General features: G+C 71.5%; 20 protein-coding genes. 6 read left to right on the top strand and 14 right to left on the bottom strand.

Features of this window, described 5'->3' with window-relative positions; all coding sequences use genetic code 11:
- Window positions 1-22 precede the first annotated feature (22 nt).
- The 8 genes from ACIBMZ_RS21995 to clpB form a co-directional block, all read right to left on the bottom strand.
- Entirely contained in the window at window positions 23-553 is a 531-nt protein-coding gene (locus tag ACIBMZ_RS21995) for an orotate phosphoribosyltransferase (protein ID WP_396696584.1), read from the bottom strand.
- 169 nt (window positions 554-722) lie between these two features.
- Complete coding sequence (locus ACIBMZ_RS21990; protein ID WP_396696656.1) at window positions 723-1,532, bottom strand: SDR family NAD(P)-dependent oxidoreductase; 810 nt, start codon at window positions 1,530-1,532, stop codon at window positions 723-725.
- Window positions 1,533-1,540: 8 nt separating this feature from the next.
- Window positions 1,541-2,242, bottom strand: coding sequence for a hypothetical protein (locus tag ACIBMZ_RS21985; RefSeq protein WP_396696582.1), 702 nt, complete (start codon window positions 2,240-2,242; stop codon window positions 1,541-1,543).
- Window positions 2,243-2,319: 77 nt separating this feature from the next.
- Window positions 2,320-3,078, bottom strand: coding sequence for a hypothetical protein (locus ACIBMZ_RS21980; protein WP_396696580.1), 759 nt, complete (start codon window positions 3,076-3,078; stop codon window positions 2,320-2,322).
- A gap of 214 nt (window positions 3,079-3,292) precedes the next feature.
- A complete protein-coding gene (locus ACIBMZ_RS21975; RefSeq protein WP_396696578.1) occupies window positions 3,293-3,886 on the bottom strand; it encodes a DUF4178 domain-containing protein in 594 nt (197 codons plus the stop codon).
- A 70-nt stretch (window positions 3,887-3,956) separates the two neighbouring features.
- Window positions 3,957-5,051 (bottom strand): hypothetical protein, encoded by a 1,095-nt coding sequence (locus ACIBMZ_RS21970; RefSeq protein WP_396696576.1) that lies wholly within the window; start codon window positions 5,049-5,051, stop codon window positions 3,957-3,959.
- 69 nt (window positions 5,052-5,120) lie between these two features.
- Window positions 5,121-5,501 carry a hypothetical protein gene (locus ACIBMZ_RS21965; protein ID WP_396696574.1) on the bottom strand — a complete coding sequence of 127 codons (381 nt, stop codon included), beginning with the start codon at window positions 5,499-5,501 and terminating at the stop codon, window positions 5,121-5,123.
- 78 nt (window positions 5,502-5,579) lie between these two features.
- Window positions 5,580-8,171 (bottom strand): ATP-dependent chaperone ClpB, encoded by a 2,592-nt coding sequence (clpB, locus tag ACIBMZ_RS21960; protein WP_396696572.1) that lies wholly within the window; start codon window positions 8,169-8,171, stop codon window positions 5,580-5,582.
- A 274-nt stretch (window positions 8,172-8,445) separates the two neighbouring features.
- On the opposite strand from clpB, the gene ACIBMZ_RS21955 reads away from it, so the two are divergent.
- Window positions 8,446-8,688: a winged helix-turn-helix domain-containing protein gene (locus tag ACIBMZ_RS21955; RefSeq protein WP_396696570.1), complete on the top strand. Its 243-nt coding sequence runs from the start codon at window positions 8,446-8,448 to the stop codon at window positions 8,686-8,688.
- A gap of 6 nt (window positions 8,689-8,694) precedes the next feature.
- Here ACIBMZ_RS21955 and ACIBMZ_RS21950 read toward each other — a convergent pair whose 3' ends face one another.
- Window positions 8,695-9,810 (bottom strand): hypothetical protein, encoded by a 1,116-nt coding sequence (locus ACIBMZ_RS21950; protein ID WP_396696568.1) that lies wholly within the window; start codon window positions 9,808-9,810, stop codon window positions 8,695-8,697.
- 31 nt (window positions 9,811-9,841) lie between these two features.
- Between ACIBMZ_RS21950 and ACIBMZ_RS21945 the strand changes: the two genes are divergently transcribed.
- The 3 genes from ACIBMZ_RS21945 to ACIBMZ_RS21935 all read left to right on the top strand — a co-directional run bounded on the left by ACIBMZ_RS21945 (window position 9,842) and on the right by ACIBMZ_RS21935 (window position 11,826).
- Window positions 9,842-9,994 (top strand): hypothetical protein, encoded by a 153-nt coding sequence (locus tag ACIBMZ_RS21945; RefSeq protein WP_396696566.1) that lies wholly within the window; start codon window positions 9,842-9,844, stop codon window positions 9,992-9,994.
- 7 nt (window positions 9,995-10,001) lie between these two features.
- Window positions 10,002-11,210, top strand: coding sequence for a cation:proton antiporter (locus ACIBMZ_RS21940; protein WP_396696564.1), 1,209 nt, complete (start codon window positions 10,002-10,004; stop codon window positions 11,208-11,210).
- A gap of 187 nt (window positions 11,211-11,397) precedes the next feature.
- A complete protein-coding gene (locus ACIBMZ_RS21935; RefSeq protein WP_396696562.1) occupies window positions 11,398-11,826 on the top strand; it encodes a hypothetical protein in 429 nt (142 codons plus the stop codon).
- Between the two features lie 274 nt (window positions 11,827-12,100).
- Here the strand turns inward: ACIBMZ_RS21935 and ACIBMZ_RS21930 are convergent, their stop codons facing one another.
- The 5 genes from ACIBMZ_RS21930 to dnaK all read right to left on the bottom strand — a co-directional run bounded on the left by ACIBMZ_RS21930 (window position 12,101) and on the right by dnaK (window position 16,955).
- Window positions 12,101-12,373: a hypothetical protein gene (locus ACIBMZ_RS21930; protein WP_396696560.1), complete on the bottom strand. Its 273-nt coding sequence runs from the start codon at window positions 12,371-12,373 to the stop codon at window positions 12,101-12,103.
- Window positions 12,374-12,531: 158 nt separating this feature from the next.
- On the bottom strand, window positions 12,532-12,969 hold the full coding sequence (locus ACIBMZ_RS21925; protein WP_117228004.1) for a heat shock protein transcriptional repressor HspR: 438 nt from the start codon (window positions 12,967-12,969) through the stop codon (window positions 12,532-12,534).
- A 28-nt stretch (window positions 12,970-12,997) separates the two neighbouring features.
- The gene (gene dnaJ / locus ACIBMZ_RS21920; protein WP_396696557.1) at window positions 12,998-14,176 is read right to left on the bottom strand and encodes a molecular chaperone DnaJ; all 1,179 of its coding nucleotides are present in this window, start codon (window positions 14,174-14,176) and stop codon (window positions 12,998-13,000) included.
- Between the two features lie 85 nt (window positions 14,177-14,261).
- Complete coding sequence (gene grpE / locus ACIBMZ_RS21915; protein WP_396696555.1) at window positions 14,262-15,023, bottom strand: nucleotide exchange factor GrpE; 762 nt, start codon at window positions 15,021-15,023, stop codon at window positions 14,262-14,264.
- Between the two features lie 48 nt (window positions 15,024-15,071).
- Window positions 15,072-16,955: a molecular chaperone DnaK gene (dnaK, locus tag ACIBMZ_RS21910; RefSeq protein WP_396696553.1), complete on the bottom strand. Its 1,884-nt coding sequence runs from the start codon at window positions 16,953-16,955 to the stop codon at window positions 15,072-15,074.
- Between the two features lie 219 nt (window positions 16,956-17,174).
- On the opposite strand from dnaK, the gene ACIBMZ_RS21905 reads away from it, so the two are divergent.
- The gene (locus ACIBMZ_RS21905; RefSeq protein WP_396696551.1) at window positions 17,175-18,995 is read left to right on the top strand and encodes an ABC transporter; all 1,821 of its coding nucleotides are present in this window, start codon (window positions 17,175-17,177) and stop codon (window positions 18,993-18,995) included.
- 5 nt (window positions 18,996-19,000) lie between these two features.
- Window positions 19,001-20,680: a GTPase family protein gene (locus tag ACIBMZ_RS21900; RefSeq protein ID WP_396696549.1), complete on the top strand. Its 1,680-nt coding sequence runs from the start codon at window positions 19,001-19,003 to the stop codon at window positions 20,678-20,680.
- The last annotated feature ends 57 nt before the right edge of the window (window positions 20,681-20,737 follow it).

The raw sequence follows: 20,737 nt of genomic DNA, 5'->3' as shown, positions 1-20,737 counted from the left end.
GCAGATCCGAATCGGCAGACTTTTACGCCACAAGGCCGAGGTCAGCCAACGTATAGGCCGCCCGATAGGGCAATCCGGCGGCTCGCACCGCGTCGCCGGCACCACGATCAACGATAACCGCCACCCCCACCACGTCGGCCCCGGCCTCGCGAAGGGCCTCGACGGCGGTCATCACACTTCCGCCGGTGGTAGAGGTGTCCTCCACCGCCAGCACCCGACGTCCGGTCACGTCGGGACCTTCGATCCGGCGTTGCAACCCGTGCGCCTTGCCGGCTTTCCGCACCACGAACGCGTCCAACGGACGGCCGGTCGCGTGCAGCATGGACATGGCGATCGGGTCGGCGCCCAATGTCAGGCCACCGACCGCTTCGTACGACCAGTCGGCGGTCAGCTCCCGCATCACCCGACCGACCAAGGGGGCCGCCCGGTTATGGAGCGTGATGCGACGCAGATCGACGTACCAGTCGGCCTCCTGCCCGGAGGAGAGCACTACCCGGCCGTGTACCACAGCCAGGTCGGAGATGAATTTACGCAGGTCGTCGTGGTCCCCCATGGCGATAGAGGGTACTGCGCAAGTCTGTGTGCCGGGTGGACGGGCCACCCCGGGCAACCCTTCCGGGGGACAGATGAGTGGCGATGTCCGACTACGCTACGTCGATCAGCGGTTCGGATCGAGTGATGTCGCGCTCGCCGCCGCCGAACCGGTCGGCGACGCGTGGCGGTCAACCGCGATCGCGACCGATGCGCCCACGGGTGTCCCGTGCCACCCGGTCCAGCAATCCGCGTGGTGCGTGCCGCAGACCGGCGACGGCCAGTTTGTATTTCCACGATGGAACGCTGACCAACTTGCCTTTTCGCAGGTCACGTAAGGCTTCCGCGACCACGTCGGGCGCGGCGAGCCACAACCACTCGGGAGTTTTCGACATGTCGATGCCGGCTCGCTGGTGGAATTCGGTCCGGGTGTAGCCGGGACAGAGCGCCATCACGCGTACGCCGAAGGGGCGGGCGGACTGGCCGACGGACTCGCTGAAGTTCGTCACCCACGCCTTGCTGGCGGAGTACGTCGATCCCGGCATGATCGCGCCGAAACCAGCGACGGAAGAGACATTAATCACTGCCCCATCCCGCCGTTCGGTCATCGTACGCAGCGCAGCGAGTGTCAACCGCATCACCGCGTGCACGTTGAGCCGGAGCAGTCGACTCTCGTCCTCCAGGCTCGACCGGAGAAACGGCTTGTTCAGACTGATCCCGGCGTTGTTGACCAGGAGCCCGATCGGCGGGTCGGCGGCGAGCCGTCGCTCCACCTCGGCACAGCCGTCGTCGGTGGACAGGTCGGCCGGCAGGGTCTCGGTCTCGACGCCGTACCGGCCGGTCAACTCGGCGGCCTGCGCGGCGAGTCGGTCACCGTCCCGGGCGACCAGCACCAGGTGCCATCCGTCGGAGGCGAGCCGGTCGGCGAAGGCCGCTCCGATCCCCGCGGTCGCCCCGGTGATCAACGCCCATCGCGCACTGCTCGACTGGTCGGGCGTCACTGGTCTGCTCACCTCGGCGGGTACGGGGGCGACGGCGGCGCCCCGGGCGGCGGATAGGTCTGGTGCGGCGCGACCAGCGGCGGGTACGCGGACGGCTGGTGGTGCACGGGCGGGTGGTACGGCGGCTGGGGGTGGTGCGGGGGCACCGGGCGGCGACGGAACCAGGCGGTGGCGGACGGCATCGCCAGCAGTACGGCTACCACAAGGTAACCGAGCACCTGCGCGACCGAAAGGGTCGTGGTGATCGGAATCCACCACGACGGGTAGGCGTCCGCCACCAGGGCGACGAGTTCGGCGGCGGCCTGGTCGTCGCCGAAGTCCAGGGGTGTCGCGCGTTGGACCAGGAGGGTGCCGAGACCGCAGCAACCGAGGAGTATTCCGAGCCCGGCGACCACCCAGGTCGTCACCCGGGCGGCGGGCCGCCCGCCAGCCAGGGCCAGCGCGAGACCGGCGAGGAACAGGGCCGCGAACACGCTCAGCACGGCCGCTGCCACCACCGCGCTCCGCAGCAGGGTCACCATCGCGTCGACCTGGGTGGCGTCGGCCGACGTACCCACGGCCGCCGCGCGGAACCGGGACACCGTGCCGCCGACGATGCTCAGGCCGGCCACCGCGTACCCGAACGCACCCACCGCCATCACCGCCAGCACCACCACGGCCGTCACGACCACGGCCGGCCGGCGCGGCGGCGCCTGTTCGGGGTACGACACGACGAGTCCCTCCGGTAGGTGTTCGGGTTGCAACCTACTCGGAGGGACTGTCGCAGTCGCGCCTAACTCACCAGCGGTCAGTTCGGCCGGTCGGTGGGAGGCTGGGTACCAGGGTTGTCACCCGACCCACCGGCGGGCGGCTGACCGGGAGCGGGCGGGTAACCCGGCTCGGCCGACTGCGGCGGGGTGCCCGGGTAGCCCGGTGCCTGCGGGTAGCCGGGCTGGCTCGGGTAGTTCCCGCCGGGCATCGGCGGCTCCCACTGCTGGGTCGGCTTGCGGAAGAACTCGTTCGCCTTCGGCAGCGCCAGCAGGATCAGCGCGGCCAGTAGCGCGAGCAGGCTGATCACACCGAGCAGGAGGCTGATCGGGGTGACCCAGCCGGGCAGTGCCTCCTCCAGCCGGCGCTGCACCTCGTCGGCGCTCGGCATGTCGCCGCTGGTCTCGCCGCCGGGCATGCTCATGCCGCCGGCCAGCCCGCTGAGCAGGCTGAACCCGGTGCAGCAGAACATGATGCCGCCGACGACCCAGGTGGCGATCCGGGCACCGTTCTTTCCGCGCAGGTTCAGCAGGCCCAGGCCGACCAGCGCAAGCGCCACGACGAGCAGGAAGATGGCGGTGGCGACGCCGAAGACGACGGCGACGTCGGCGAGGTTCTCCGCTCCTTCGACGCTCGTGCCGCGGTATGCCTCGTCCATCACGTCGCGGACCGTGCCGATCGTGGCCACCGTGACGATCACGCTGATCAGTTGGCAGATCGCGAAGAGCAACAGCAAGTAGGTGGATATCGTCACCACACCCGGCCGCTGCCGGACCGGGGTGTTCTGCGGGTCGACCATCTTTCTCCCTCCGTGGAACGCGACTCACCGTATCGGCAACAGGCCAACCCGGCACGACACGACGCCGTCTGGACGGCGCGTCCCCCTCCTCAGCGCCGGATCGGCGCTGAGCAGGTGATCGAGCGCACCACCCGACCGGCTCGGAAGCGGTGTACCCAGATCCGCTCTCGGTGATGTCGTCCCGCGCCACTGTCGAGCTGAACCGGATGTGCTCTCACGATCCGCGCCCCTGCGGGTACACCGTGACGTCGCCCGGATCCAGTCGGCGGCCGAGAGCGATCTCCCAGCCCGCCTCGCCGTACGCCTCGAAGGTGAGCCGCGCGCCGCCCGCCGCCCGGTAGTCGTGGTAGCGCATCGTCCCGCTCGGGTCGAGCCCGGTCAGCCCGGTCGCGGTGTAGCGGGCCTGGCCGGACTCGTGCCAGTCGTACCGTCGTCCGGCGGCGTCGACGGCCGGGGCACCGACGGTCCGCACCCGCCCCGGCTGGGGCTCCCAGAGCACCATCTCGAACTCCGGGTTCTCGGCCACCGACAGCCGGTACCGCCCGCTGTCGTCGTCGAACAGGTGCTCGGCCCAGCGCCAGTCCCCTTCGACCAGCCGGATCGACCCGCGTACCCGGTAGGACAGGTCACCGACCTCGACGATGTCGCCGACCTGGATGCGACGCGGGTCGGTCGGCGGCCGGTCGGCGGCGCGGGGCGCGGCCGACGGCCGACGCCGGGACCGTCGCCCCGCCACGACCACGACGACGGCCACCGCCACCAGCAGGCACCCGAGCGCGATCACCAGGTACGCCGACACGTCATCCACCCGTCACCTCCCCAGGTACGTCGTGAAGACGGTAACCGTGACCGGGCCGGTCGGAGTCACGGGCGGTCGCTTATCGCCCGTTCCCGCCCGGATCCGGAGCCGATCGACCGTCCCGGTCGGCGTCATCCGGGTCAGCGGCCGACGAGGCAGGCGATTCGTCCGACAGCGCGGACAGCTCCCCGGTGGGTGCGGACTGCTCAGCCTGCGGCCCGGACTGCTCAGCCTGCGGCCCGGACTGCTCGGCCTGCGGTGCGGCGGGCTGGCCGGGTACCGGCTGAACGGGGTGACCGAACGGCGGCGGGTGACCCGGCGGCACGAAGGCACCGGGTGGCATCGGGTAGCCGGGCGGAACGGGGTAACCGGTGGGTACGGGATAGCCGGTAGGCAGCGGGTAGCCGGGCGGGACGGGGTAGCCCGGCGGAACCGGATAACCGGGGACGGGGTAGTAGGGCGACGTCGGGAGGGGGTAGCCGGCGAGGTAGGCGTTCGGGATGTCGCCTCCGCCGGTCAGTGGCACGGCCGGCTCGGCCTTCGGCACGAACCAGCGGTTGGCCGGCGGAATCGCCAACAGCAGCACGACCACCACGGTGAGGGCCAGCACCGTCAGCACACCGAGACCGGCCAGCGGGAAGAACACCATCTCGAAGGTGCGCGGCTCGCCGTACAGCACCTCGAAGAACTCCGACTCCTGCCAGAACTGGTCGTCCGGCGGCGGGGTGTCCCCGACGTAGGGCTCGTCGATGGCCGCGAACGCGATGAACGGGACGAAGAAGACGCCGGCGCACGCCTGGAAGAAGCAGAGCAGCAACTCGGCACCGCCAGCCGCGAAGACCATCACCCGGGCGACGTTGCTGCCCCGGCGTACGCCGACGGCGGTCAGCGCCATCCAGAGCCCCACGGCCAGCGCGGGGAGGCCGAGGACCAGCGACATGCTGACGTTGCTGATCCGCTCGGCGCGTACCTCGACGGGGTCGGCATCGGGCACCTGACGTGCCGCCCGGTCGATCGCGGCATCCCACTGGAACGCCTCGACGACCACCAGCGCCACGAGTCCGAACAGGATCAGCGCGATGGTGAGCTGCAACCAGAATGCGGCGGTGACGGTGCCGGGGCGGGGTGGGCGAGGCGGAGGTACGGCGGCCGAATCCTCGGCGGTCGCGGTCATGGCACGGAGCGTAGGAGGACCGGACAAGGTCCGGCAGCACCGATCGGACGGACCCGACCGGCCGTCGGATCAGTGATCGTCGAGTCGTCGGGCGGCGTACTCGGCCACCGTGGTGCGGTCCAGCACGCAACCGACGGCGGTGTCCACCTCCGCCGGATCGGAGCGCAGCCCGGTCCAGGCCGCCCGTCCGGCCACCGGGTCGAGCTGTTCGAGCAGCGTGGCGGCGTACACCCGGGCCGCCGGGGAGCCGGTGGTGAGCAGGCGGTCGAGCTGCTCGCGTACTTCGTCGGGGTGCTCAGCCGCGACTGCTGCGACGCGCTGGTATGCCTCGGTCTCCGGCAGCGTCGCGCCTGCGATCCCGACCCCGCCGAACGCGACGCGGCCGGCGTCGGCGAGTGCCGTGACGGCAGCAGTCAGCTCCGGGTCCTTCTTACGCCCGATCCCGAACATGTCTCCATCCTCACCCGACCGGCCCGCCGCCGCCCGCCGAGGCGGGGCGGCGGCGGAGGTCCGACGTCGTGGGTACGGTCAGGCGGCGCTCACCGACAGGCCGTCCTTGGTGTCGGCGAGTTCCACCCGCACCGTGTCGCCGTCCCGGATCTGGCCGGCGAGCAGCGCCTTCGCGAGTTGGTCGCCGATCGCCGACTGGACCAGTCGACGCAGCGGCCGGGCGCCGTAGATCGGGTCGTACCCGTGCTCGGCGAGCCAGCCCCGCGCGGCGTCGGTGACGTCCAGCGACAGTCGGCGGTCGGCCAGCCGCTTGCGCAGCCGGGCCAACTGGATGTCCACGATGGAGCGCAGGTCGTCGCCCTGGAGTGCGGCGAAGACCACGATGTCGTCGAGCCGGTTGAGGAACTCCGGCTTGAAGTGCGATCGGACCACCGCGAGGACGCCCTCCCGGCGCTGCTCCTCGGCGAGCGTCAGGTCGCTGATCACCGCCGACCCGAGGTTCGAGGTGAGGATCAGGATCGCGTTGCGGAAGTCGACGGTACGACCCTGACCGTCGGTGAGCCGACCGTCGTCGAGCACCTGGAGCAGGATGTCGAAGACGTCCGGGTGGGCCTTCTCCACCTCGTCGAGCAGGATCACCGAGTACGGCCGACGACGCACCGCCTCGGTGAGCTGGCCGCCCTCCTCGTAGCCGACGTAGCCGGGCGGAGCGCCGACCAGACGGGCCACCGAGTGCTTCTCGCCGTACTCGCTCATGTCAATGCGGACCATCGCCCGCTCGTCGTCGAAGAGGAACTCGGCGAGCGCCTTGGCCAGCTCGGTCTTGCCCACACCTGTGGGGCCGAGGAAGAGGAAGCTGCCGGTCGGGCGGTCCGGGTCGGCGACACCGGCGCGGGCCCGGCGTACCGCGTCGGAGACCGCGCCGACCGCCTCGGCCTGGCCGACGACGCGCTCGCGCAGCGACTCCTCCATCCGGAGCAGCTTGGCGGTCTCGCCTTCCAGCAGCCGACCGGCGGGGATGCCGGTCCAGGAGGCGACGACCGCGGCGATGTCGTCCGCGCTCACCTCCTCCTTGAGCATCGCGCCCGCGGACTGCAACCGGGCCAGTTCCTCCTCGGCCTTGGTCAGCTCGGCCTGGAGTGCAGGGATGCGCCCGTAACGCAGCTCGGCGGCGCGTTCCAGCTCGCCGTCGCGCTCGGCCCGCTCGGCCTCGCCACCCAGCCGCTCCAACTCCTCCTTGGCGGTGGAGAGCTTGGTGATGTGACTCTTCTCCAGGTGCCAGCGCTCGGAGAGCGCGGTGAGCTGCTCCCGCTTGTCGGCCAGCTCCTTGCGCAACCGCTCCAGGCGTTCGGCGGAGGCGGCGTCCGGCTCCTTGGCCAGCGCCATCTCCTCGATCTCCAGTCGGCGTACCGCCCGCTCGATCTCGTCCACCTCGACCGGCCGGGAGTCGATTTCCATCCGGAGCCGGGACGCGGACTCGTCGACCAGGTCGATCGCCTTGTCCGGCAGGAACCGGTCGGTGATGTAGCGGTCGGAGAGCGCGGCGGCGGCGACCAGGGCGGCGTCGGTGATGCGTACGCCGTGGTGGACCTCGTAGCGTTCCTTCAGCCCGCGCAGGATGCCGATGGTGTCCTCGACGGTGGGCTCGCCGACCAGCACCGGCTGGAAGCGCCGTTCCAGGGCCGGGTCCTTCTCGATGTGCTCGCGGTACTCGTCCAGCGTGGTCGCGCCGACCATCCGCAGCTCGCCCCGGGCCAGCATCGGCTTGAGCATGTTGCCGGCGTCCATCGAGCCCTCGCCCTTGCCCGCGCCGACCACCGTGTGCAGCTCGTCGAGGAACGTGATGACCTGCCCGTCGGAGTTCTTGATCTCCTCCAGGACGGACTTGAGCCGCTCCTCGAACTGACCCCGGTACTGCGCACCGGCGACCATCGCGCCGAGGTCGAGCGAGACGAGCTTCTTGTCCCGCAGCGACTCGGGTACGTCACCGGCGACGATCCGCTGGGCCAGGCCCTCGACGATCGCGGTCTTGCCGACACCGGGCTCGCCGATCAGCACCGGGTTGTTCTTGGTACGCCGGGACAGCACCTGGATCACCCGGCGGATCTCGGAGTCCCGCCCGATCACCGGGTCGATCTTGCCGTCCCGCGCGCTGGCGGTCAGGTCGACGCCGTACTTGGCCAGCGCCTGGTAGGTCTGCTCCGGGTCGGCGGTGGTCACCCGGCGGTCCCCGCCACGCACCGTGGGGAATGCGGCGACCAGGGTCTCCTCGGTGGCACCGGCGGACTTGAGCGCACCGGAGACGGCACCGCCGACCCGGGCCAGCCCGGCCAGCAGGTGTTCGGTGGAGGTGTACTCGTCGCCGAGCGGCCGGGCGATCTGCTCGGCGGCCCCGATGGCGTTGACGAACTCGCGGGCCAGGGTGGGCTCCGCGATGCTGGAGCCGCGCGCGGCGGGCAGCGCGTCGAGGGCCCGCTGTGCGGCCCGGCGCAGCTCGGCGGGGTCGGCCCCGACGGCGCGCAGCAGGCCCGCAGCGGTCGAACCCTCGGTGTCCAGCAGCGACAGCAGCAGGTGCCACGGCTCCACGGTGGCGTGCCCGCGCTGGTTGGCCAGGGCGACGGCACCGGTGATGGTCTCGCGGCTCTTGGTGGTGAGGCGTTCGGTGTTCATGGGCTCCCCTGGATCGGTGTGTCCACTGGTACCGACAGAACCAGAGTTGAGCCTATTCCGCTCAACCCTAGGGGTGTGACATACGCCACTCCTCAGCCCGGTGGGCGCCGGGCGCTGCTCACGTCCTGAACCGCCGCCGCTGGGCAACGTGTTCCGGGAGCACTGTCGAGCTGAACCGTCTGTGCCGTCAACGCGGCGTCTTCGTGACCGACAAACAGTAGGTCCTGGGACGGGATGCCCTTGGAGGGATCGGCGCCTACCAGGAGTTGCTGCCATGCCCCGAGTTTCCGACCGCCAGCGCATCGCACAGGACATCCGAGACAAGATCCGCTCTGGGGACTACTCGCCCGGAGCCAAGTTGCCGTCCCTGCGTGAGATGACCGCGCACTACGGCGTCTCGGCAGAACCAGTGCGGTCCGCCCTCCTGATTCTGCAGGCCGAGGGCCTGATCGAAGGCCACCAGGGCAAGGGCACGTACGTCCGCAAGCCATCCGAGCAGGACCCGAGCGTTTCCTGACGCCGGTCACTCCGTCTCGATGGTCACCGCAGTCCAGACGTGGTCGCCGATGAAGCCCGTGCCGAGCAGGACGCCCTCCGGCCCTGTGGCGAAGGCCGTGCCGTCGGGCAGCATCCGCAGGTGATGTTCGTCGGTCAGCGGCCAGGGCAGATCGACGTACTGGCCGCCGACCAGCGCGCCCGCACCTCGCGGGCTGAGCACCGCCACCACTCCGTCACTCAGCGGGACGGCCTGTCCCGTCTCCGGGCACCCCTCGGCAGACACCTTCTCCCAGGCGGGACCATGCCGCCACAATGCCGGAAACCCGATGCGATCGGGCCGCTCGCCGACCAGCCACAGAGCACTCTGTACGCGCACCACCCGGAGCACACCCACTGCACCGTCGAACTCCACCGAGGTCGGCCGCCAACTCCGTCCCTCGTCGATGGAGATCGCCGCGTACGGCCGGCCGTCATCGTCGGCTCCGGCGGCCACCAACGGCCCTGAGTTTTCCTTCCTGTTGAACTGCCAGTCAGTCTCCACCACCGATTGCACCACCGGCAGCTTCGGCTGGACAGGCAGCGGGCGGAGTGTGCGTCCCGTCCAGCGGCCGACCTTTCCCGAGCTCTCGATGAGCTGGAAGCGACCCTGGGCCGCCTGCCACTCCCGGGGCGGGGCCTCACCGGGGGTGTGCCGGAAGGTGTCTCCGCGATCGGTGGACGTCCACCACCCGACCTTCGGGGCGTACAGGGCCAGGATGCCTTCGGCGGTGTAGAGCTGCCGGACGTCGCCGTCCCGCTGCTGGGTGGTGTCCGGCTGCGGGTGGCGCAGTTGCTGCCAGGACCGGCCGCCGTCGCGGGTCGACCAGAGCAGGGCCGGGCAGTCCCGACCGGGCGTCTGGTCGTCGCAGGAGGCGAAGAGGGCGTATCCGTTCTCGGCGTCGACGAACTCGATGACCGGCTGGGCGTACCGCTGCGGGACGGCCAGACGGGTGGTGCGAGTCTCCGCGACCCGCGCCGGAGCGGGGGTGACCTGCGAGGGTTCGGGGGCTGGGGCGCTGCGCCGGATGTCCCCGATCGAGCATCCCGCCAGCAGCGTGAACACCGGGAGAACGGCCAGGCAACGAGTTCGTCGGGCGGTCATGCGGCCTCCGTCGCGAGAGTAGCCTGAGCCCGTGCGAGCACGCGTCGAACAGACCGCTCAACCGAGCACCGGCGTACGCCACGACATGATGACGGAATTCGGCCGCCCGTTGGGGGCACCCTCCCGCCGCAGGGACGTCCTCGGCGCGTCCCGGTCGCCCGCCGTACGCGCACCGGCCGCCTGAGCCTCGGATGCACGACTTCACCAACCTGCTGATCCAGGTCGGCGCGCTGCTGTTCCTGCTCGGGCTGCTCGGTCGGCTCGGCCGGCGGATCGGGCTGTCGCCGATTCCGCTCTACCTGCTGGCCGGTCTGGTCCTCGGCCACGGCGGCGTGCTGGAGTTGCACGCCAGCGAGGAGTTCTTCGCGATCGGCGCGGAGATCGGCGTGATCCTGCTACTGCTGATGCTCGGCCTGGAGTACTCGGCCGACGAGCTGGTCGGCAACCTGCGGTCGGCCGCACCGGCCGGGGCGCTCGACGCGGTGCTCAACGCGCTGCCGGGTGCGGCGTTCGCGCTGCTGCTCGGCTGGGGCTGGGTGGCGGCGGTGGTGCTCGGCGGGATCACCTGGATCTCGTCCTCCGGCGTGATCGCCAAGATCCTGTCCGACCTGGGCCGCCTCGGCAACCGGGAGACGCCGGTGGTCCTGTCGGTGCTGGTGGTCGAGGATCTCGCGATGGCGTTCTATCTGCCACTGGTGACCGCGTTGCTGGCCGGGGTCGGGCTGGTCAAGGGTGGGGTCGCGCTCGGCGTCGCCGTCCTGACGGTGGTCGTCGTGCTGGTGGTGGCGCTCCGATACGGGGATCTCGTCTCCCGGGCCATGTCCGTCGACCACCCCGAGTCGCTGCTGCTGGGCGTGCTCGGCCTGACCCTGCTGGTCGCCGGGGTCGCCGCGAAACTCCAGGTGTCGGCGGCGGTCGGTGCCTTCCTGGTCGGCATCGCGCTCTCCGGGCCGGTGGCCCACCACGCCACCGAACTGCTGACGCCCCTGCGGGACCTCTTCGCCGCCGTCTTCTTCGTCTTCTTCGGGCTCGCCACCGACCCTCGGCACATCCCACCGGTGCTGCTGCCCGCGGTACTGCTCGCGCTGGTCACCATCGCCACCAAGACGTCGACCGGCTACCTGGCCGCGAGGCGGGTCGGCATCACCGAACCGGGACGGTGGCGGGCCGGGTTGACCCTGGTGCCGCGAGGGGAGTTCTCCATCGTCATCGCCGGCCTCGCGGTGAGCGCCGGCAGCGTTTCGCCGAAACTGGCCGCTTTGGCCGCCACGTACGTATTGATCACGGTGGTGACCGGGCCCATGCTGGCCCGACTGCCCGATGCCGTCTGGTTCAAGCGCTGGTCGCGGCGACGGGCGGCAGCGCAGGCAGCCGGGGCGGCAACCCCGGATAGACCATGAGCGGTGACCATGACCTGACTGAAAGTGATCGTCGGCCGTCCGGGCCACCCCGGCCAGGCAACCGATGCCGAATTGCTTTCCGTAGGGGCTACCCGTACTCACGGGTACCGCGTTACCGTTTCGCCCCAGCAGCCGGGGTTCGCGGGGGGCGGACGCCTCGGCGCCGACGCGAGTAGAAGGTTGGCCGGTGAGCGTGCAGGAATCAACGTTCCACGGCTTCGCCAACCCCGTCGACCCGAGTCCGGCGGAGTTGCGATCGTGGGCGTACCAGCCCGACTCGGTGCCGTTGACGTCCATGCCACCCGACTGGGACCTGCTCGTCTCCGGCGACCGCCTGATCATGACGTTGTTCGACCTGGCGATGGACGCGCACTGCCCGGCCCGCAGGTTCGCGCTGCACTGCCTCTACATCTACGCCGCCGACGGGATCCGGACGAACTTCCGGGCCCACCCGAAGCGACGCTTCCGCAAACTGGTCGACCAGGCCGAGCGCAACGGCGACGAGATGATGCGCACCTGGGCGCACAACAGCCGGGTGCTGCTGTCCCGGCCGGAGCTGTTCGTGTATCGCGAGTGGTGCGAGGGTGGGTTGGTGCGCGAGGGGCGGCGGCTTTAGCGCTTGCTGTGGGGGGTGTGGCCCTACCGTTGCTGTGGGGGTGTGGCCCTACCGTGCCCGGCTCCGGGCGGTCAGGCTTGATCCCTGCGCCGGGCACGGTAGGGCCACACCTGACTGGCGGACGTGTCGTCGCCTGCCGGCCTCGGGAGGGTTGACGTCTGTCGGGGGGCCGGGCGGGGGTGCCGCTTGCGGTAGGCGAAGTGCCGTTACGTGCGGTGGGACGGGGACGGGCCGGGAACCCCCGTGGCTCCCGGCCCGTACGTCTTGTTGATCCTCAGCGGGGTTGGCCGCCGTGTTCCCGGCGGTGCTGGTCGGTCCGTACCCGGCCGGCGCCGTGACCGGCTCGACCCTGACCCGGGCCGGCGGACCGGCCGTCCGACGGGGCCGGGCCGGAGGATCGGGCCCCCTGGCCACTGAACCGGCCGCTGCGGATCTGGTCGGCGAAGCGCCCCTTGGTGATCCGGTCGAACCTCCGTTGGACGTTCTCGGACAACCGGTCGAGCCGACGTTCCGCCTGTTCGGCCACCTTCTTCGCCGCGTCCGTCATGGCTCCCCCCGCCAGCGTAGAAGTCCGAATTGAGTTGTTTGAACCTGATTTTCAGGGTAGCGGAGACGGGCGCGGGACGGGGTGGATTCGGCAGGTCCGGCCTGCGGACACGAGACGGCCCCGGCGCGGTCTTCACCGCACCGGGGCCGGATCGATCGTCAGCGGCCGGGGCTGCGTCGGGGACGCCAGACCACCAGCGCCGTCGAGGTCTGGTTGGTCGGCACCAGGTCACGCCCGGGGAAGCGGGCCAGCGACTCCAGCTCGGCGATCCGGCGGTACGCGGCCTCCAGCTCGGCCTCCAACTGGGCGACCCGCTGCTGTGCCTGCTCGAACAGCCGCTCCAAGCCGATGATCCGCTTGATCCCGGCCAGGTTCACGCCGTCGTCCTGGCTGAGCCGCTGCACCTCGCGCAGCAGGACCACGTCCCGCACGCTGTAGCGGCGACCGCCCCCGGCCGCCCGGCCGGCCTGCACCAGGCCCAGCCGGTCGTACTGCCGCAACGTCTGCGGGTGCATCCCCGCCATCCGCGCCGCGACCGAGATCATCAGCACCTTGGCCTCGTAGGTGGGGTCATCCGAACCGACGAATCCGTCCATCCCGTTCACCTCCGCACCGGTTCACCGATCATCCGCTCCGACGCACCCGCGCGTCGAGATGTTCCCGCGCCGCCGGCGAGGTCTGCGCGGCGAACGTCTCCAGGGCCGCGCGTGCCTCGTCGGAGACCCGGGCCGGCACCACCACGTCGAGCGTGACGAGCAGGTCCCCGGTCTGGCCGTCCCGACGGCTCACACCCTTGCCCCGGGCCCGCAGGATCCGCCCGCTCGGCGTACCCGCCGGCACCCGCAGGGTCACCGCGCCGTCGAGCGTCGGCACCCGCAGATCGGTGCCGAGCACCGCCTCGGCGAAGGTGATCGGCACGGTCAGCGTGAGGTCGTCGCCGGAGCGCCCGAACAGGTCGTCCGGCCGCACCTTGACGTGCACGAACAGGTCACCCGCCGGGCCGCCACGCTCGCCCGGCTCGCCCCGGCCCGCCAGTCGGATCCGCTGCCCGTCGGCCACCCCGGCCGGGAAACGGACGTTGAGCGTACGGGCCTTGGTCACCCCGCCCGTGCCCTGGCACTCGGGGCACTTCTCGTCGACCACGGTCCCGGCGCTCTGGCAGTTGCGGCAGGGCTCGGCGAGGCTGAACGAACCCTGGTTCCGGTGGGTCACCCCGGCACCGTGGCAGACCGGGCAGGTCCTCGGCACCGTGCCCGGCTTCGCACCGTTGCCGTGGCAGGTGTCGCAAACCCCGGGTGCCCGCAGCGTCAGCGGCAGGGTCACCCCGCGTACGGCGTCGTCGAAGTCGAGCGCCACCTCGGTCTCGATGTCGCGACCCCGGGCCGGACCGGTGGCACCTCCACCACCCGCGCCGCCCGAAAAGATCGAGCTGAACAGGTCCGAGATGCCGCCCCCGGCGAACCGGCCACCACCGGCCGACTGCGCGCTGCCGAACAGGTCGGAGACGTCGAACGGCATGCCACCGGGTTGGCCACCCGGGCGGGCGCCGCGCCGGAACGCGCCCGAGCCGAACAGCGAGCGCATCTCGTCGTACTCGCGGCGCTTGGCGTCGTCACCGAGCACCGCGTACGCCTCGGAGACCGACTTGAAGCGCTCCTCGGCCTTGGGGTCGCCCGGGTTGTGGTCCGGGTGCGACTCCCGGGCGAGTTTCCGGTACACCTTCTTGATCTCGTCAGCGGAGGCGGTCTTCGCCACGCCCAGGACCGCGTAGTAGTCCTTCTCGATCCAGTCCTTGGAACTCAACCGTCCACCTCCTCCCCACCTCCGGCTCCGGGCCGTCCCGCCCGCCGGAGTTCGGCGGGTGGAACGGCCCGGTCACCGTCGTGCACTATTCCGGGTCGGCGACCGCGACCATCGCGGGCCGCAACAGCCGCTCACCGATCTGGTAGCCCCGACGCATCACCTGCACGCAGGTGGGCTCGGTGACGTCGGCCGAGGTCTGGTGCGCCACGGCCTCGTGCAGCGTCGGGTCGAACGGGTCGCCCTGCTCGCCGAACGGGGTCAGCCCGAACTTGCCCAGCGCGGTGGTGAGTTGCTCGGCCACCGAACCGAACGGACCGACCAGGTCACCGTGTTCCCGGGCCCGGTCCAGGTCGTCCAGGATCGGCAGCAGCGCGGCCAGCACCGAGCCGGTCGCCTGCTCGGTGACCAGACCGCGGTCCCGCTCGACCCGCTTGCGGTAGTTGGCGTACTCGGCGGTGACCCGTTGCAGGTCCCGAGTGCGCTCCTCCAGGTCGGCGCGGAGCGCCTCCACCTCCGCACCGAGCCCGCGACCGGCCGTCTCGGACGGCTCCCCGACCGGCTTGGCCGGGGAGTCCACCACGGGCGGGCCCTCGGTGGTCGGTTCGCTCAGCGCCTCGGCCTCGACCTCGATCGCGTCGACCACGACCTCGGCGTCCTCGACCAGCCCCTCGGCCGACACGTCGGAGCCGGCGTCAGCCGCCGCCCCCTCCGGCTCGCGGGTCTGGTTGATCTTGCGGTTGTTGCGGATGACGACGCGCGGCGTCTCGCCGGCGGTCGGCTCGGACGCCGAGCCACCCGGCGCCGACCCGGTGTCGCCCGGGTCAGCGGCTCGTGGCTTCTCCGTCATACGACTACCTCATCCCTCTGCCCGTGCAGATCGCCTCGACCAGGACCGTCACTTCTTGTCCTCGTCCACGATCTCCGCGTCGACCACATCGTCCTGGCCGGGCCGCGCACCGCCGGCCGGACCGCCGGTGGCACCGGCCGCACCGGCACCGGCAGCACCGGCCGCGCCGCCCGGCTCGCCACCCGGGGCCTGCTCGGCCTGCTGCGCGTAGAGCAGCGAGCCCGCCTCCTGCGAGACCTGCGCCAGCCGCTCGTGCGCCGACTTGATCTTATCGATGTCGCTGCCGCCGAGCGCGCCGCGCAGCTCACCGAGGGCCTCGTTCAGCTTGTCGCGGTTCTCGGCGGGCAGCTTGTCGCCGTTCTCGGCGAGGAACTTCTCGGTCTGCCACTGGAGGGCCTCGGCGACGTTGCGGCTCTCGGCCTCGTCGCGCCGACGCTTGTCCTCCTCGGCGTGCTCCTCGGCGTCCCGGCGCATCCGCTCGATGTCATCCTTCGGCAGCGAGGAGCCGCCGGTGATGGTCATCTTCTGCTCCTTGCCGGTGCCCAGGTCCTTGGCGTGCACGTTGACGATGCCGTTGGCGTCGATGTCGAAGGTGACCTCGATCTGCGGCACGCCACGCGGGGCCGGCGGGAGACCGGTCAGCTCGAAGGTGCCGAGCTTCTTGTTGTACGCGGCGATCTCGCGCTCACCCTGGAAGACCTGGATGAGCACCGACGGCTGGTTGTCGTCGGCGGTGGTGAACACCTCGGACCGCTTGGTCGGGATGGTGGTGTTGCGCTCGATCAGCTTGGTGAAGATGCCGCCCTTGGTCTCGATGCCCAGGCTCAGCGGGGTCACGTCGAGCAGCAGGACGTCCTTGACCTCGCCCTTGAGCACACCGGCCTGGAGAGCGGCGCCGACGGCGACGACCTCGTCCGGGTTGACGCCCTTGTTGGGGTCGCGGCCGGTGAGCTGCTTGACCAGCTCGGTCACGGCCGGCATCCGGGTCGAGCCACCGACCAGGATCACGTGCTCGACGTCCGAGACCTTGATCCCGGCGTCCTTGACGGCCTGCTCGAACGGGCCCTTGCAGCGGTCCAGCAGGTCCTGCGTCATCCGCTGGAACTCGGCGCGGCTGAGCGTCACGTCCAGGTGCAGCGGGCCGGCGGAACCGGCGGTGATGTACGGCAGGTTGATGTTGCTGGTGGTGGCGGCGGACAGCTCGATCTTGGCCTTCTCCGCGGCCTCCTTGAGCCGCTGCATCGCCATCTTGTCCTGCGACAGGTCGATGCCGTGCTCGCCCCGGAAGGTCTTCACCAGGTGGTCGATGATGCGCTGGTCCCAGTCGTCACCGCCGAGCAGGTTGTCACCGCTGGTCGACTTGACCTCGATGACGCCCTCGGCCAGTTCCAGCAGCGACACGTCGAAGGTGCCGCCACCGAGGTCGAAGACCAGGACGGTCTGCTCCTTGGAGCCCTTGTCCAGGCCGTACGCCAGGGCGGCCGCGGTCGGCTCGTTCACGATCCGCAGCACGTTGAAGCCGGCGATCTCACCGGCCTCCTTGGTGGCCTGACGCTGGCCGTCGTTGAAGTACGCCGGGACGGTGATCACCGCGTCGGTGATCTGCTCGCCCAGGTACGCCTCGGCGTCCCGCTTGAGCTTCATCAGCGTCCGGGCCGAGATCTCCTGCGGGGTGTACTTCTTGCCGTCGATGTCGACGGACCAGTTGGTGCCGATCTCCCGCTTGACCGAGCGGATCGTCCGGTCCGGGTTCGTCACCGCCTGGCGCTTGGCCACCTCGCCGACGAGCACCTCGCCGTTGCGGGCGAACGCGACGATCGACGGGGTCGTCCGCGAGCCCTCGGCATTGGCGATGACGGTGGGCTCACCGCCCTCCAGGACGCTGACGCAGGAGTTCGTCGTGCCGAGGTCGATACCGACCGCACGTGCCATCTTCGCTTCCTCGCTTCGTAACGTTGAGCAGGTGACGGTCCCCCCGTCGCCCTGACCGGCGGTGTCGCCCACAGCGACCCCACCTCAAGTTGAGTGAACTTGACTCAATAGTGCCACGCTCCCCGGAATCGTCAAGTCAGGGTTGAGTCGGGTTGGCGCAAGTCACCGTTCGATACCGACTGGTTGTCTTACCTTGTGTCGGTCGGGCACGCTTTAGCGGTGACGACGAACGGCGATCCCGCCTCACCTTTCGGCACGCCCGCCGTCGCAGCCCGCACCGGCTCCACCGGCGGGGAGGACCGGCCCGCGGCATTCGGGGACGACGCCCTGCCCGCCGCGCTGACCAGCCTGCGGGCCGCGATCGGAGCGGCGCGTTTCCCGCTGGTCCTGCCCTCGGCGGAGCCCGCCGGCCGGACCGCCACCGCTCTCGCCGACCAACTCGACGACTACCTGCTGCCCCGGCTCTCCCGCCTCGACGCGCCGCTGCTCGTGGTGGTCGGCGGGTCCACCGGTGCCGGCAAGTCGACCCTGGTGAACAGCCTGGTCCAGGCGCGGGTCAGCGCCGCCGGGGTGCTGCGCCCGACCACCCGCTCCCCGGTCCTGGTCTGTAATCCGGCCGACTCGCCCTGGTTTCGTCGTGGGGAACTGCTGCCCGGGCTGACCCGCACCAACCAGCCCAGCGACGACCCGCGCTCGCTGCACCTGGTCACCGCGCCGGCCCTGGCCCCCGGGCTCGCGTTCCTGGACGCCCCCGACATCGACTCGGTGGTCGACGCCAACCGCGCGCTGGCCAACCAACTGCTCGCCGCCGCCGACCTCTGGCTCTTCGTCACCACCGCCGCCCGGTACGCCGACGCGGTGCCCTGGGAACTGCTGCACGGCGCCCGGGCCCGCGGCGCGGTCATCGCGCTGGTGCTCGACCGGGTGCCCGCCGAGGCCACCGACGAGGTCGCCGCACACCTCGCCGAGATGCTGGCCGAGCAGGATCTCGGCGCGGCGCCGCTGTTCGTCCTGCCGGAGACCTGGGTCGACGGCCAGGGGCTGCTGCCGGACCGGGTCACCGCGCCACTGGCGGACTGGTTCGCCCGGCTGGCCGCCGACGCCGACGCCCGCGCGGCGGTGGTCCGGCAGACCCTCGGTGGCGCACTGGCCGCGCTGGCGCCGTCGGTCGAGAGTCTGGCCGTCGCCGCCGACGAGCAGGTGACCGCCGCCGACGCCCTGGACGAACGGGTACTGGCCGCCTATCGGGCCGCGAACCGGATGGTCGAGCAGGGCCTGCGCGACGGTCGGCTGCTCCGGGGCGAGGTGCTGGCCCGGTGGCAGGAGTTCATCGGCACCAGCGACCTCTTCCGCAGCCTGGAGGCGCGGATCGGGCGGCTGCGCGACCGCCTGACGGCGGCGTTCAGTCGACGCCCGGCCCCCGCCGTGGAGCTGCGCGACGCCATCGAGTCCCAGTTGACGACGCTGCTGCGGGGCGTGGCCGCCGAGGCGGCCGAGCACGCGTACACCGGGTGGAAGGCGCATCCGGCGGGTGCCGCACTGCTCACCCCGGATCTGGCGCACCATTCGGCCGATCTGCCCGAGCGGGCCGAGCGGCTGGTCCGGGACTGGCAACGCGGGGTGTTGGAGCTGGTCCGGGCCGAGGGCGGTGACCGGCGCTTCGTGGCCCGTACGGCGGCGTACGCGGTCAACGCCACCGGATTGGCCGTCATGATCGCGGTGTTCGCCTCGACGGCGTTCATCCCGACCGGCCTGGAGGTCGCCACCGGAGCCGGCACCACCGTCGCCGGTCAGGCCGTACTCCAGGCGATCTTCGGTGACCAGGCCGTCCGGACGCTGGCCGCGAAGTCCCGGGAGGATCTGCTGGACCGGGTACGCGCGCTGCTCGACGAGGAGGCCGCCCGGTATCTGGACCGGACCGATCAGGCCCGCCCGTCGGCCCGGCACGCGGCGGCGCTGCGTGAGGCGACCGCCCAGGTGGAGGCGGCCCGGTCGCGCAGCGGCTTCGCCACGGACGATCGCAGTGGGGCGGCAGCGTGATGGGCATGGGGGGACGTCTCCGCGAGGCGTTGCGGATCAGCGACGGACGGGTGGACGCGGACCAGTTGGCCGCCCGGTTGGAGGCGGTGCACCGCTTCCTCGGGCTCGTCGACGGATACCTGCCGGACACCCCGCTGAGCCCGGCGCGCACCCTGGTGGAACGCGCCGGCACCCGGTTGTCGCTCTCCCGTGACCACACCGTCGTCGCGCTGGCCGGTGCCACCGGCAGCGGCAAGTCGAGCCTGTTCAACGCGATGGCCGGCAGGAACCTGTCGCCGGTCGGCGTCCGCCGCCCCACCACCGGCGTGACCCACGCCTGCGTGTGGGGTCCGCTCGACGGCGGTACCCGGTTGCTCGACTGGCTCGGCGTACTGCCCAAGCACCGGTTCGTCCGGGAGAGCCTGCTCGACGGCGACGACGAGTCCGCCCTGCACGGGCTGATCCTGCTCGACCTGCCGGACTTCGACTCGGTGCAGCACACGCACCGCCTGGAGGTGGACCGGCTGCTCGGCCTGGTCGACCTGGTGATCTGGGTGGTCGACCCGGAGAAGTACGCCGACCGGGTGGTGCACGCCGCCTACCTGCGGGAGTTCCAGCGGCACCGGGACGTGACCCTGGTCGTGCTCAACCAGGCCGACCGGTTGCCCCCGGCCGAGGTGCCCCGGGTGCTGGCCGACCTGCGCCGACTGCTCGATACAGACGGGCTGGACGGCGTGCCGCTGTTGGCCACCACGATCGTCGACCCGAGCGGCCACGAGGTGCTGCGGACGGAACTGGAACGCACGGTCGCCGAGCGGCAGGCGGCACTGCGCCGCCTCACCGGCGACCTGGACGCGGTCGTGGACACGTTGGACGACATGGTCGGGGCACCCCGGTCGGCCCTCGCCGCCGACGACCCGGCGGTGGCCAAGCTGGACCGGGCGTTGAGCGCGGTGGCCGGGGTGCCGACCGTGCTCGACGCGGTCGAGCAGGCGTACCGGCACCGGGCCGCGTCGAGCACCGGCTGGCCGCTGGTGCGGTTCTGGCGGCGGCTGCGACCCGATCCGCTGCGCCGACTGCACCTGGCCGGTGCGCAGCCCGCCGGGGACGACCCGGAGCAGGCTCTGGCCGCCGCGACCTCCGTGCCCGAGCCTGGCGCCGCCGACAAGTCGGCGTTGGCGCTTGCCCTGCGTACGGTGGCCGAGCGGGCCGGTGAGGGTTTGCCGAGCGCCTGGCCGGCGGCGGTGAGCGCGGCGGCCCGCTCGCGCCTCGCCGACCTGCCGGACGCGCTGGACCGCGCACTCGCCGGCACCGACCTGGGCCTGAGCCGCCCCCGCACCTGGTGGCGTCTGGTCGGCGGGTTGCAGTGGGTGGTGACCGTCGCGGCGGTGGCCGGGTTGGCCTGGTTGTTCCTCGGCTACGCGCTGCGGATCCTGGGGCTGCCCGAGTTGGAGCATCCGATGGTCGGCGAGGTGCCGACGCCGACGCTGCTGCTGCTCGGCGGGTTGCTGGCCGGACTGCTGCTGGCCGCCCTGACCCGGCCGATCAGCCGGTGGGCGGCCGGTCGGGCACGCCGTCGGGCCGAGACCCGGCTGACCAGGGCGATGGGCCAGGTCGGCGAGGAGTACGTGCTGTCACCGGTGCGGGCCGTGATCGCCGCGCACGCCGACGCGCGGACCGTGCTGGAGGTCGCCCGGCACCGGTGAGCCCCGGTCGGGGCCACGCCCGTCGGTTCGCTCGGCACATGACTGCGCGGCAGGCGC

The sequence above is a fragment of the Micromonospora sp. NPDC049900 genome (assembly GCF_044461025.1).
In the GTDB taxonomy this organism is placed as follows: Bacteria; Actinomycetota; Actinomycetes; order Mycobacteriales; family Micromonosporaceae; genus Micromonospora.
The sequence above is the reverse complement of the archived record's forward strand: the minus strand, read 5'-3'. Positions and strand labels throughout refer to the sequence as shown.